Here is a 12576-nt window from a genome sequence, read left to right on the forward strand (position 1 = left end):
CCGGAGGCATGGAACTCAATACCAAAAATTAGGGGTTGATTTGCCCATGCGAATTTGAGAACAACGACTTTTCCCCGTCTGAGTTCTTCCAGTGTCCTGGCCGTGAATCACCTCTGCGGTGTGCTTTCTCAGAATTGCTTTTGTTCTTTCTCCAGCCCCTGAGGTTCATGAGGCACAGCACTACCTGCAGCACGATTAACGCCCAAGCTTCTGCGTGCCAGCCCCAGACTGACCACAGTATGTTGCTGGCAATGAAACAACAGAACCCCACCTTGCGCCGTCCGGGACGGCGCGATCCGATACACCAGGCTGCCAGCACAGTAACCGCCATGGCAGGCCATTCCAGCAATTCGATCCAGTTCTCCATCAGAGGCAGTCCCAATCATTAAGCTAATACGCGCTTGCCAGGCCGATTGAACCGAGTCCGGCGAAGCGCTCTGAAATCAAGCTGCCCGCTGCTCGCCCTTGAGCAATTTTCTCTGCGCCTCCATCGTGAGGCCTAACTGTTCAAGTTCGTCTTTGTCTAGAAGCTTCTTCGCAGTAGGGAACAGCTCGGCTTCCTCCTCCTCGACATGATGTTCAAGCAGCTCTTTCATCACCTTCACTCGTCCGGCAAATTCGAGTGTGCCGGTTTCCGTATGAAGCAGATCTGGGAGCACTAGTGAGTCGACAGTACGGTGCTCTTCCTTGGCTTCGTAATACATCTTCGCCTCCTCCTTGCCACCGGCCTGTTTTATCGCCGGATAGAGGATTTCTTCCTCTAAGGCAGTATGGATTTGCAGTTCCCGCTCAATCCGGTGAAGCAATTCAGCGCGCTTCTTGACGGCACGTTCCGTGGTTGATGAAAGCTCTTCCAGTAGCTTCTTCACCACCTTGTGATCTCGAATCAACAGGTCAATTGCATTCATACGCTCACCTCATCGCGGTCGGGAAAATAGTGAATTCTTGTGAGTTGAGTCGTAGTTGACCCATGGGGTTCAACGCTTGTGATGGCTGGTGCGCGCCCCAATCACCTTTGGCCCTTCGCCGCCAAGTGCCAGGGCAGCGCGTAGCGCCGCAAGGTGGGTCAATCCCTGTGGCAAGTTGCCGAGAAAGTGACCGGTAGCGGGATCAATCATTTCGGAGTAGATGCCGATGCCATGATCCAGGCCGTTCACCGCACCGTGAAACGCCGACTGGGCGCGCTCGCATTGCCCCAGCAGCGCCCAGGCTTCGATGAGCCAGAAGGTACTGGCCAGGAAGCAGCCTTCTTCTTCACTGGCTTGGCTATAGCGGTAGTGGAAAGGGCCAGTACCGAGCTCCGACTCCACGGCTTCGAGTGTGCTGCTCAGGCGCTGCCGTGAGGGGTAGCCAAAGCGCACTGCAAGTGCGATCGACGCATCGAGACGGTCACTGCCTGCGTAGAATACGTAAGCCTGGCGCTTTTCACTCCAGCAATGTTCCTCGATCCATGCCGTAATACGCTGCCGCTCTCGTTGCCAGCGCTCCCGGCATGTAGTCGGCAGGTGGCCGCCATCGGCCAATTCGATGGCCCGGCTCAGCGCCTGCCAGCAACTGATCTTGGACAGCGTGTAATGACGCTGTTCGTGCAGCTCCCAGATACCGGCGTCGGGTTGCCTCCAGCAATCGGCGCATTGATCGGCCAGCTCAGAGAGGATCGTCGCGCTGGTTGCGTCGAGGATATTGCCGCTGTCGATAAAGCAGCGGGCGGTCTCGAATATGTCCCCGAACACCCCATGCTGGAGCTGGTCGCAGGCGTCGTTGCCCACCACCGGTGGCGAGTTCTTGTAACCCGGCAGGTCTACCGGGCGGGTGCAATCGCCGATGGCACCGTCGAGTGCATAAAACACACGTGGGCCATGTTCACCTAGCCGATTCAACAGCCAGGTAAAGGCTGCCTTGGCCTCAGGCTGCGCGCCGATAGCGAGGAAGGCTTCGACGGTATAGCCGGCATCCCGGATCCAAGCGAAGCGGTAATCGAAGTTCTTGTTGCCGCCTATCCGCTCAGGCAAGGACGAGGTGCCTGCCGCCATGATCGCGCCGCTTGGTGAGGACAGCAGAAGCTTCAATGCCAGCGCATTGCGGACAACCAGCGATTTGAACGGGCCGTCGTAGATAAGGCCTTTCGACCATTGTCGCCACTCACGGTGGGAGCCATCGATACGTTCGTCGATAAGTTCGAGCGGGGGAAGCACCAACGGCTCATCCCGGCCCGCGACGATAGCCAGTACGGTTCGCAGTCCCTGGACAACGCTGATGAATGCCCTGACGCCCATATCATCCTTGCGATCAATACGCACCTGGGTGTCGTGGATGAACATGCCGAGAATGTGCCCGGCATGGAAGACACAGCCGTTGTCGTTCGGTGCAAGGTAGGGACTGACGGTGTCGGCTTGGGTGCCGAAGTCGATGGCAATGTCAAAGTCGACTTGCCCCTCGATACCCTCTATACGTCTGGCGAGTTCGGCCCATGGCAAACGGCCCGCTGGCCCGCTGTTGAGGGACTCGGTCAGCCGGGCCCGGCCACTGGGCGTGACGAACAGTGTCTCCAGTACATTACTGTCCGGAAGGTAACGGCGTTCTGCGCGGTAGTTTTCGCATGGCGTAATGGAAAAGAACCCACCTGAATGGGGCGCGAGTAATCGGTCGAACAGCGGAGGGGAATCCATGTGGGGTACACACCACCAGTCGATAGATCCATCCAGGCCAATCAAGGCTACAGAGCGCCCATCGCCGAGCGCTCCGTATTCCTCCAGCAACAACCAACCGCCGTCATCCCGCTGAGGCTCCCCGTGTTGCCATCCATCGAGCGATGTAATTTCCACGCGACGCCTCCGAGATAGGTTGTCCTGTTCGGACATAGCCGTCGAATACAGAGTTCGTCTCAATTTCCAGCTCGTGAGCTTTTAAGGATTCACAATAAAGGGAATTTCAAATGGCCATCGAAATCTCAATAGCGTCACAGGCGCCAGTCGCCTGACTTCAACCCTCCTACTAACAAGAGCAAAAGGAGGCTTCATGACTTGTCTGATTTGCGCCGGGCATGCTGAGTCCGTTGAATGTGGTACCGGTTGGGTGGAGCGCCATTGCTCGCAGTGCGGGAGCTATCGCATGTCCCAAACGCTCGTTCTGGTGATGATGGAAGAGGAGCAAATCTTCGATACCCCCCGGATGCGAGAGTGGCTCATTACCCGGCGCGGTAGTGTGTCCGTCCCCGTTATCGAACCTCATCATGCCATCCTCGTCACTTGAATCAGCACAGGCATAAGAGCGTCGTCACTCGTCGGGAATGATCGAGATCTTTCCATTGCGCTCGACGATGGCAAATTTGATCTGCTCTACTTTTTCGAGACCTTGACTGTCTCGCGCCGATTCGAGGATGTCGTCTTCCGTTAGCCGAGCTCGACGCATGCGATGGTGGAGAAAACGGCCATTCTCGACGACCAGCGTTGCGTGGCCGTCCAGCAGCCGCGCCAAGGGCTTGGAATTAAGTTTTGCGAGCGACAGTCCGACATCCAGCACTATCAGCGTCGCAATGACCAACATGGCATTGGTGAAGGAAAAGTCATCGCCCAGCAAAGCCTGCTGGGTCGCTTCGCCGATGATCAGTAACAGGACGAAGTCAAAGGTGGTCAGGTCGGCCAGTGAGCGTCTGCCGGCGACGCGAAACAACAGCATCAATGCGATGTACATGCCGGCTGCGCGGAGGATCGAATCCATCAATCGCTCCTCAAGGAAATAGGAAGGTGGTGAAGTGGACAGCACTGGATGGGCCTGCACGCACCATACCTTCAAGGGTGCCCACATACTCGCTGCGCACGGTGAGGTAGAGCGTGGCACTACCATCCTCGCTAGTACCCAGTTGCAGCAGAATGGCCTTGCCCTGTGAGAGCGAGGCTTGTGGTTGGGGTTGCAGTGTTTCGATACTGGCTTCGCGCAGTAGTGAACCATCGAGTAGCACCATGATGGGGTCTCGGGCGCTACCGCGAACCGTGATGCGCAAGGAATCAGTCGTGCCGCTACGGCTGAGGCGTTGATACTCGACATGCAAACGGCCATCCGCGCTTGTAACCTGGGCATTGCTGAGCGGGCCATTGCCGAAGACGCCGGCCAACCCAAGTAAGACAACGACCACCAGCACGTACCAACCCACGCGTTCGAAGCGCCAAACGCGCTGTTGCATGGCCATGTCTTCCTGAACAGGGTGCTGTCTGGACACCAGTTCATCATCCGTCACAGTTTTAGCCCTCAGGCGCGCTCCCCACGTAGCCAGCGCTTGTGATAATGGATCAGGCGGGTGAGCCCATAGTCGGCACCGTCGTGCATGACCTGCGCTCGCTCAGCCCGTACCGCTCGATGGTTTCCGTACTCACACCTAGCAGCCGCTTCTTGGCGGAGGGCGAATACACGACATAGCCGCTTTCCAGTACCTCGCCCGTACCTGGGAAGGCCGCCAGCAAAGCGACCATGCAGCCTGCTGTACAGGACTCGGCAGTGGTGAGTACCAGGTGGTGGTCTTTGAGATAGCCGAGCACGGCCAGTACGAGGTCACTTGCCATCTTGGTGTAGACTCGTTGTTCTTTTGCGGTGGACGCATTTGATGTGCGAATGGTTCACCGTGTTATCGCCAGTCTTTTCTCGGATATCTGATCTGAAATCGGCTAACCGTGATGTCTTCACTGACGGCGAAGGTCGAGCGAGCTCACATTCTCAAACCATCACAGCAGAAAGATAGATACCGAAGGCGAGTCGAAGCTCAAAGAAGGTGGGTCTCACGTAGTCACTTTTGAAGCCTCAGGCTGACGAGAAACGCGTCGACGGTGCGCATTGACCCAATTTCTTCATCAATTACTGATCACCAATCGAGCGCATAAGCGCATAGCAGTCAGCACGAGATGAAGGAATGAGAAAGCATTGAGGCTCGCAATAGCAAGCCTCATCAGCACGCTTAGAGGATTGGTTTGCCTCCGGTCACAGCGTAGCGCGAACCGGAGATGTAGCTGGCTTCATCCGATCCCAGCAAGACGTAGATCGGTGCGACTTCAACCGGTTGGCCAGGACGACCCATCGGGTAGCTCGCGCCGAAGTTCCTGACGGCTTCATCTGGCATGGTGGCAGGAATCAGCGGTGTCCAGATCGGGCCGGGTGCCACGCTGTTGACTCGAATGCCTTTCTTGCCCAGCAGTTGGGAGAGGCCTGCGGTGAAATTGGCAATCGCACCTTTGGTGGCGGCATATGCCAACAGGCTGGGTGACGGGTCGTCAGAGTTGACCGAGCTGGTATTGATGATCGAGCCGCCTTTTGGCATCGAGGGCAGCGCACGCTGGCATATACGGAAAATGGCGGTAATGTTGGTATCGAAGGTCTTCACCCACTCATCGTCGTCAATTTCGTCCAGGCCCTCATGTGCCATCTGGAAAGCGGCGTTGTTGACCAGAATATCAATACGACCGAACTGCGTCACGGTCTTGTCGACAATGTCGTAGCAGTGTTGTTTCTGCGCCAGATCGCCGGGGAGCAGCAGGCACTGACGGCCAGCAGCTTCAACCCAGCGCGCAGTCTCTTGCGCATCTTCGTGCTCATCCAGATAGGAAACAGCAACGTCTGCGCCTTCACGGGCATACGCAATGGCCACGGCCCGACCGATGCCGCTGTCTGCACCCGTGATCAACGCGACTTTACCCTCAAGCCGGTTGTTGCCGGTATAGGTCTGTTCACCACAGTCTGGATACGGCTCCATCTTGCGCTGCGAACCTGGCACGCTTTGCGGTTGGGATGGGAATGGAGGAGTAGGGTAGTCGCTCATGGTGGGAAGCTCCTGCAGTTAAGAACGCTCACTTCAGTTCGAACGGTTGGAGAAGCCACTGTTGAACTGAATGCCGATTTTGAACGACAAGCGGTCTAGCGAGGCTTGCGTTGCGAACGGGAGACGGCAAAACCAGCAATAATTCCCAGCAAGGCAGCGCCCACCAACAGTGTTGTTTTGACTTTCTGGGTTCGCCAACCACCTTGTACACTGCGCCGACCACTAGGTGGATTGAACAGGTTCCCAGACGATATCTCGCTACTCGGGCTGCGATCTAGGCCCCATCGCGTCAGCCGGCCTGAAAGCAGTGGCAGTCCCGGTATGAGGAAGCTGACCAGGTGGGCGAAGCGGGCGGCGGCGCCCACAGTGATATGCGCACGAGGGGAAATAGCGCAGGCAACCATGGCCTTTGCCACCAATTCCGGATCGTAGATCGGCCCTGGCGGTGTGAGCGCGTGGCCGGTGTAGTTGCCCCCATCTCTGAAACCCGGTGTGTCCATGACTGCGGGATAGATATCGCAAACATGGATGGCGGGAAATTTTACCAGTTCGCCGCGTAGTGCATCGGTAAGGCCACGCAAGCCGAACTTGCTTGCAGAGTAGGCAGCCGCATAGGGCTGTGCGATCCAACTACCCAGTGACAACGTGTTGATTAAAATGCCGCTGCGCTGTGCCTTGAAGTAGGGAAGGGCCACGTACGCGCCGCGCAGGTATCCGATCAGGTCGGTTTGGATGACCTGCTCATGGGCCTCGAGGGGGGTATCTTCGAAATTGCCCACTGCGCCCACTCCGGCGTTGTTGACCCAGATGTCTATCCATCCATGGCCAAATTCGGCCGCGCGTGCAGCGAGTGCTTCGACCTCATCGCTTTTTGTGACATCGGTGGTGATCGCCACAGCGTCAGTACCGCAATCTGTGCACTCATCCAGCACCTCGAACAACGCTTCCTCATCGCGTGCAGCAAGCACCAGACGAGCACCTTTGCAGGCAAACGCATGCGCAGCGGCCCGGCCTATGCCACTGGAGGCGCCCGTGATGACCACAACTTTGCCTCGCAGGGGGCCTTTGATCGGATAGGCGTTAATAGAATCTGCCGATTTCAGGTTTTGTTTGCCTTCATCAAGGGGCGCGATGGTTTCACTGGCCTCGATTCTGCAAAGCTCGAGCGATGTGCCATCGACCAATGTCAGGATCAGCCCCTCAATGGTGCCCGCCGCCCGATTCGGGAAGATGGGCTCGCCCTTGGCATCCAGACTGTCGTAAATGAAACGAGTACCTTCTAGCCAACCTATTGCGGTCAAAAGCTCTGGGCAGAGGTAATACTTGCCGTCGAGAAAAAAGCCCGGGAATTGATGAGCACGCTCGACATTTTCCACACGATAGCGTTCGCCGTTTTTCATGCCTGTCGCTTGATCAATCATTTTGTGAACTCCTTCGGTCAGTCGAATGCAGGATGCTCAACCTTTGCTGTGCTCATCGGATGTCGGCCCTGTGCCGCGCTTGATCCCGCGCGGGCCGGCGATCCCCCAGATAGCTAGCCCCACAAGGGGAAACACGACAATCAGTAGTGCCCAGAGCGCCTTGGTTGCATCGGACTTGTCGCTTCTGAACACACTGACAATGGCCCACAAGTCAACAAGCAGGAGAATCGCCGCGACCGCGATCCAGAAGTACATGGCTAGATCGTTCATATTCTTGTCTCCCGTGCCTTAGACGTAGTCAGGGCCCAAGGTTCTGGCAGCAGCCCCGGGAACTCTGAGGATGATGTCATCCGCCTCTTGGATGGCGGAGCCAGGGACGGTATCGACTCGGACATCGTTGGCTCCGTGGTAGGTCAGTACTCTCATCGGGATCAACTCCTGCAGCCGCATGGATAATAATGGGTATGTAGGTGAAGCCATTATGGGCAGCAAAGTTCAGAGCAATGTGTCGGGCGGCGGGGTATGCAATGCTTGAGTGAGAAGTGCTGAACAATCATGGCCCGAGCAAGATCTGATGATCAGATCTGATGCGCGCGCGGATGCCCAACGATAGGTAAGCGCGCCCACGATGAAATGAGCATTGGCATGGAACCCAAAGTCATGGAAGACAGCTTCGAGGTCGAGTGTGTGGTTGATATACGTACGATGCCGAGATCCCGGACGAACCCTCAATACTACATCGATCTGATTCCTGACTCATTGAGCCGGTGTGGGATCACTTACCGTCAACTGCCCAAGCTAGGCACTGAGTCGCAGCCCGGATTCGGGACAAGGGCTATCTGCCTCTCAAGTTCGCTTGCAATGCGCCCTAGCCAGTCGATGTCGTCCTCGAACTGAGAAATTTTATCCGTTCACCCCCCAGCTTTGCCCTGGATTACGTTGTTAGCCCCTGAAGGGCTTCGCACCTCGCCAGCACGTTTCTGCTCATTCGCAACTACCCTGCCTCGACCTGCAGCCCATGCCATCGCTCGACTCATCGTTTCTCCAGGCCGCTTGTCATATGCTTCCTCGTATCTCATCGCGCCTGTTGACTCATAGATCCCGATAAAGAGTTGAGTGTCACCGGTACGGGACAGGCGAACCTGAACGTCCAGGAATGCTCCATCGTCAAGCAGCTCCTGATGTGTCCTGTGGTGCAAGTTCGGATCTGCCCAGGCCCAAAATACTTCTCCCCGCTGTCGCATGACCGCCTCCTCATAATCTTCGTCAAGAAAGCGTAGCCCGCGTGAAGCGGTGCTGCTAGCTGAATAGTGCCCGGCTGTGCCCCTGGGAAAAGCCATGGTCTGGCTTGATGCTTTCACATAATCCTACTAATACTAATGACTTACGAAGGGGGGAATGATCATGCAGACGCGCTTTGTAGTGGTTCCTGCTGTGCCACGGGAAAAGGAGCTTTTTCCAAGGCGCACCGGTTTTCCAACCGCACTAAGTGACGGCTATGATCTTTACGATACTCAAGAGAAAATTCGATTGAGCTTTAACTTCTCCACGCGTGCTGAAGCTGAGTATGAGTGTGCATACCGCAATCGACCGGGAGATCTGAACGGCGCAAACGTTGCTGGTAATGCTTAGCGCTGGCTAGGGGCTCGCCCCGCGGCTATCGCAGCCAAAAAGAAAGCCCGCTGCTAGGCGGGCAGGGTCTATCAGACGTAGGGATAGCAAAAACTGAACTTTCAGGCGTGATAATTATTTGAAAGTCGCTCTTGGCGTATGTAACCCGTCTCGATGACTCAATTTCGGCAGCTGTGATCGGGTGATACGGGAAGCTCAGCTAGTCCGGATAATATCTATGGATATTACGTGGGTACAAAGCTCATTTTACTGTTTCACAATCTGTGACAACTCTGATCAAGACCCATGCGGCTGTTAAATGGTCAACAGTTTGATTTCAGACACCTGAACGGTTTCCCACACACGATGTGCGATGTATGGCTCAGATGCCAACCAGTGATCCAGGCTGGCGCGGGTGTCGAAGGTCAAATGGACATTAGAGCCAATCATCTTGCCATCCTTATCAAGCAAAGCGCCACCGCTGACCAACTGGCCCTGCTCTGCCAAAGTCTTTAGCCTTTTCACGTGTTCATCTCGGCTCTGGATACGGCGCTCCAGGGCGCCTTCAAAGTCAAATGCGATAATTGCGAATTGCATAGGATTCTCTCTTGAAAAAGGAATGTGCTGGTAGCCCAGCACTTCCAGGTCAGTGCTGCGATTGCGGGTGCAGATTGCAAGTAGGAGCTGAAGCGGTAAGGCTGGCAGGCCTTGACGACAAGGCTGCGATTGCCGCTATCAAAGCGAGGCCCCCTATGAAGCACGCGACCGGAATCCAATCGCTGCCGTTGGACATCAGCGCGTAGCACAGACTTGGCGAGAAGCCGGCAACGATGAAGCTCAGCTGAGTCGCAAGACCGACGCCGGTATAGCGCACACGAATGCTGAACATCTCTGCGTAGAACGATGGCCACAGCGCATTGGGGGCGCTGTAAAGCACAGATTTGAGTACAACAGTGCTGAAGATGATCAGGCCGATGTTCCCGGTGGTGATTGACCACAGGAAGAAGAACACCCCCCCACTACAAGCGAATGCGCCAACCGTGAAAATTGTCTTGCGCCCGATTCGGTCTCCCAGCAAACCGAACAAAGGTTGACAAACCAAGGCCACTGCCTGGCTCGCTGCAATCGCAGCAAGCATGGATGGGCGATCAATACCTTGATTGTTAGTGGCCCAGGACAGCCCGAATATCATCACAAGGGAGGAAACTGAACAGATCAATGCGCAGCAAAATACCGTAAAGAAGGCGCGACGTTCGTTGCGCATGAGTTCAACGACAGGCGGAAGGTCATTCGCTGGTTTGCTTGCTTTGAACTCGGGACTTTCTTCCACTCCCCGGCGGATGATCCAAGTGATCACGACCATTACTGCACTGAGCAAGAACGGAATGCGCCACCCCCAGTCCAGTAGCTGCTGTTCACTCAACATCGACAGTGGGATGAACACGGAGGTAGCGAGGATAGACCCCATGGAGGCGCCATTGATCAACCAGCTTGTATAGAACCCCTTACTCTTACCCGGAGCATGCTCCATCGTCAGCAAGCTTGCACCCACCTGCTCGCCACCTGCAGAGAACCCTTGAAGCAATCGACAGCATACCAATAGCGCGGGTGCCCACGCGCCGACAGATGCATAGGTAGGCAGAAGGCCAATGGTGAACGTAGCTACACCCATCAACAGCAGCGTCATCATCAGCACTTGTTTACGGCCCCATTTGTCACCCAGGTGCCCGCAAACCAATGCGCCGATTGGACGCGCTATGTAGCCAACGCCGAAGGTGGCAAGCGCAGCAAGCGTTCCTGCCATAGGATCGTTGGAGGGAAAGAACAGGGTGCTGAAAACCAGGGCTGCGGCAGAGCCGTAAATGAAGAAGTCGTAATACTCTACAACGCTACCCAAGAAGCTGCCAAAGGCAGCCCTGCGGGCCATGCGACGGTGGTTCGTGGCATCTGAATGCATGGTGAGACCTTTATTGTAATTATCTTTTTCAGGAAAACTCAGCGACTGCCAAATGGCGCAAGCTGGCTGCCGCCGCAGACATGGATGACTTCGGCGGTTACGAATGCGGAGTCCTCGGATGCCAGATAAGAAGTTGTTCCAGCGATGTCTTCTGGCTTGGCCAAGCGCTTTAGCGGTGTATTGCTGATTGATCCCTGCGCCATACGCTCAAAGCTCTCTGCATCACGCCCATCCAGTGTGAATGCGGAGGGCAAAAGGCCTGGCGCGATGGCATTCACCGTGACGTTGTGTGGGGCCAATTCTCTAGCCATCGATCGTGTCAGACCTACCAAACCAGCCTTGCATGCCACATAAGCTGGAGGGCCGCCGGCGACCCAGCACCGCGAAACCATATTGATTACTCGACCACCGGTTTGACGCTGCCAGTAAGGTGCGACGTGCTGGCAGATCAGAGCTGGAGCGCGAAGGTTGACGGCCATCATGTGATCCCACTTCGCTACGTCGAAGTCATAGATAGAGCCTCGATGGTTGACGGCAGCGTTGTTGACCACGACGTCGATGCGCCCGAACTGCTGACCCACCTGGTCGACCATTTCACTGATCGATGAGGGGATGCCGAGATCAGCCTGGACTGCAACTGCACTTTGGCCGGGCGCCAGTTGAAGCTCCTTCAGAAAGCCCTGAGTTGACTCCAGGTCGATATCAACTGCTGCAATGTGCAACCCATCTCTGGCTAAGCGAACGCAGATTGCGCGCCCCAGCTCTCCAGCAGCGCCGGTAACGAGTGCAACACGGCGATTTTCATTTGATGTAATCATTGGCACGGTACCTCAAGGCCTGTTTCGGAATCGACGGGGTTCATTTTCATGTAGCGACGCACGAGATCCCGGTTCCGGGACAGCTTCGTTATGTCGGTATGGCTCGAGTCAAAATCCTCAATCGAGATCCAATCGTCGAAACCGTTTTTATGCAGCGTTTGCAGCATGGATCGAAGCGGCAGCACCCCCTCATCCGGCGCGCACCATTCCCAGCTCCAGCCTTCGCCCGGAGCCTGGGGGACGTACGCCACATTTTTAACCTGTACGTGAGCGAGGTGATCGCCCATCAGGTCGAGGGATAACTGCACGTCCTCACGCCCCTCGATTGCGAGGTTGCCAAGGTCGTAAATGATGCCTAGCTGCTGCGTGGGATAGTGCTCAGCGACACGCATCGCAAGCGAAGGGCTTGAGCAGATGGTTCGCTGGTGGACTTCAAGGGCGAGCTGAATGCCCGATTCTTCGGCGAGCGGGACGATGTCATCGAGGAAGCGGCGCATTCTGGAGTAGCCCACGGCGTAGCGCTGATTCTGGTAGCCAGGCCCCCAGAGTCGAAGCCGTGCTTGACCCGCTCGAGCTGCAAGGTCGATCAGGAGCCGAGCATTTTCAATGTCGCCGACCTCCAGGTAAGGACTAAGCCCGAAGATCTCGAGACCATGCGACTGGCAGTTCCGATAGATACGATCGACGGCCTGGGGCGTAGGCGCCACGGTGCAGCGATTATTGCTTCGCGCATCCCATGGGCGTCCGCTATCCAGGCCATCGATACTCGCCACCCGCCATTCCACGCCTTGGTAGCCTTCTCGCGCCAAGTGCTCCACGAGATGTTCTGGGGAAAGGGTGGGTAGCGAAGCGCTAGAGACGCCTAGTCGCGACGTTTTTTGTTGTGTCATTGATCGGCACCTTAATCACACCCCGAGTTGGTGGGGTGGCTCGATGCTAAATCAAACGGCTGGTTCATTAAAT

14 protein-coding genes and 2 pseudogenes are annotated in these 12576 nt (G+C 56.1%); 2 read left to right on the forward strand and 14 right to left on the reverse strand.

All coding sequences use genetic code 11. The features are described 5' to 3' along the window. Positions 1 to 142: 142 nt before the first annotated feature. From J3B00_RS26900 to J3B00_RS15045, 3 genes and pseudogenes are all read right to left on the reverse strand, one after another. A pseudogene (locus tag J3B00_RS26900) lies at positions 143 to 367 on the reverse strand (hypothetical protein); the annotation flags it as partial. A gap of 76 nt (positions 368 to 443) precedes the next feature. Further along, a complete protein-coding gene (locus J3B00_RS15040; RefSeq protein WP_209868257.1) occupies positions 444 to 908 on the reverse strand; it encodes a hemerythrin domain-containing protein in 465 nt (154 codons plus the stop codon). Between the two features lie 69 nt (positions 909 to 977). Next, a complete protein-coding gene (locus J3B00_RS15045; RefSeq protein ID WP_209874889.1) occupies positions 978 to 2762 on the reverse strand; it encodes a glycoside hydrolase family 15 protein in 1785 nt (594 codons plus the stop codon). Between the two features lie 349 nt (positions 2763 to 3111). Between J3B00_RS15045 and J3B00_RS15050 the strand changes: the two genes are divergently transcribed. After that, a complete protein-coding gene (locus J3B00_RS15050) occupies positions 3112 to 3252 on the forward strand; it encodes a hypothetical protein (RefSeq protein ID WP_209868258.1) in 141 nt (46 codons plus the stop codon). 24 nt (positions 3253 to 3276) lie between these two features. On the opposite strand, the gene J3B00_RS15055 is transcribed toward J3B00_RS15050, so the two are convergent. The 7 genes and pseudogenes from J3B00_RS15055 to J3B00_RS26640 all read right to left on the reverse strand — a co-directional run bounded on the left by J3B00_RS15055 (position 3277) and on the right by J3B00_RS26640 (position 8471). Further along, positions 3277 to 3720, reverse strand: a complete 444-nt coding sequence (locus J3B00_RS15055) for a YetF domain-containing protein (protein ID WP_209868259.1) — start codon at positions 3718 to 3720, stop codon at positions 3277 to 3279. 10 nt (positions 3721 to 3730) lie between these two features. Next, positions 3731 to 4183: a hypothetical protein gene (locus tag J3B00_RS15060; protein ID WP_209868260.1), complete on the reverse strand. Its 453-nt coding sequence runs from the start codon at positions 4181 to 4183 to the stop codon at positions 3731 to 3733. A gap of 65 nt (positions 4184 to 4248) precedes the next feature. Next, positions 4249 to 4559 (reverse strand): annotated as a pseudogene (locus tag J3B00_RS15065) (CinA family protein). Positions 4560 to 4948: 389 nt separating this feature from the next. Then, positions 4949 to 5806 carry an SDR family oxidoreductase gene (locus J3B00_RS15070; protein ID WP_209868261.1) on the reverse strand — a complete coding sequence of 286 codons (858 nt, stop codon included), beginning with the start codon at positions 5804 to 5806 and terminating at the stop codon, positions 4949 to 4951. A 95-nt stretch (positions 5807 to 5901) separates the two neighbouring features. Continuing rightward, on the reverse strand, positions 5902 to 7227 hold the full coding sequence (locus J3B00_RS15075) for an SDR family oxidoreductase (protein WP_209868262.1): 1326 nt from the start codon (positions 7225 to 7227) through the stop codon (positions 5902 to 5904). Positions 7228 to 7263: 36 nt separating this feature from the next. Further along, positions 7264 to 7497, reverse strand: a complete 234-nt coding sequence (locus J3B00_RS15080) for a PLD nuclease N-terminal domain-containing protein (protein ID WP_197885007.1) — start codon at positions 7495 to 7497, stop codon at positions 7264 to 7266. A 641-nt stretch (positions 7498 to 8138) separates the two neighbouring features. Beyond that, positions 8139 to 8471 carry a hypothetical protein gene (locus J3B00_RS26640; protein ID WP_245362558.1) on the reverse strand — a complete coding sequence of 111 codons (333 nt, stop codon included), beginning with the start codon at positions 8469 to 8471 and terminating at the stop codon, positions 8139 to 8141. A 154-nt stretch (positions 8472 to 8625) separates the two neighbouring features. Between J3B00_RS26640 and J3B00_RS15095 the strand changes: the two genes are divergently transcribed. Beyond that, the gene (locus J3B00_RS15095) at positions 8626 to 8859 is read left to right on the forward strand and encodes a hypothetical protein (RefSeq protein WP_209868265.1); all 234 of its coding nucleotides are present in this window, start codon (positions 8626 to 8628) and stop codon (positions 8857 to 8859) included. Between the two features lie 294 nt (positions 8860 to 9153). Here the strand turns inward: J3B00_RS15095 and J3B00_RS15100 are convergent, their stop codons facing one another. The 4 genes from J3B00_RS15100 to J3B00_RS15115 are packed head-to-tail and all read right to left on the reverse strand — an operon-like array spanning position 9154 to position 12503. After that, positions 9154 to 9435 (reverse strand): YciI family protein, encoded by a 282-nt coding sequence (locus J3B00_RS15100; protein ID WP_245362559.1) that lies wholly within the window; start codon positions 9433 to 9435, stop codon positions 9154 to 9156. A 49-nt stretch (positions 9436 to 9484) separates the two neighbouring features. Beyond that, positions 9485 to 10795: an MFS transporter gene (locus tag J3B00_RS15105; protein ID WP_209868267.1), complete on the reverse strand. Its 1311-nt coding sequence runs from the start codon at positions 10793 to 10795 to the stop codon at positions 9485 to 9487. A gap of 38 nt (positions 10796 to 10833) precedes the next feature. Next, complete coding sequence (locus J3B00_RS15110) at positions 10834 to 11613, reverse strand: SDR family oxidoreductase (protein WP_209868268.1); 780 nt, start codon at positions 11611 to 11613, stop codon at positions 10834 to 10836. Continuing rightward, positions 11610 to 12503 carry a sugar phosphate isomerase/epimerase gene (locus J3B00_RS15115; RefSeq protein ID WP_245362560.1) on the reverse strand — a complete coding sequence of 298 codons (894 nt, stop codon included), beginning with the start codon at positions 12501 to 12503 and terminating at the stop codon, positions 11610 to 11612. The genes J3B00_RS15110 and J3B00_RS15115 overlap by 4 nt, the downstream gene beginning before the upstream one ends. Positions 12504 to 12576: the final 73 nt, after the last annotated feature.

Source organism: Pseudomonas sp. BP8 (assembly GCF_017875955.1).
In the GTDB taxonomy this organism is placed as follows: Bacteria; Pseudomonadota; Gammaproteobacteria; order Pseudomonadales; family Pseudomonadaceae; genus Aquipseudomonas.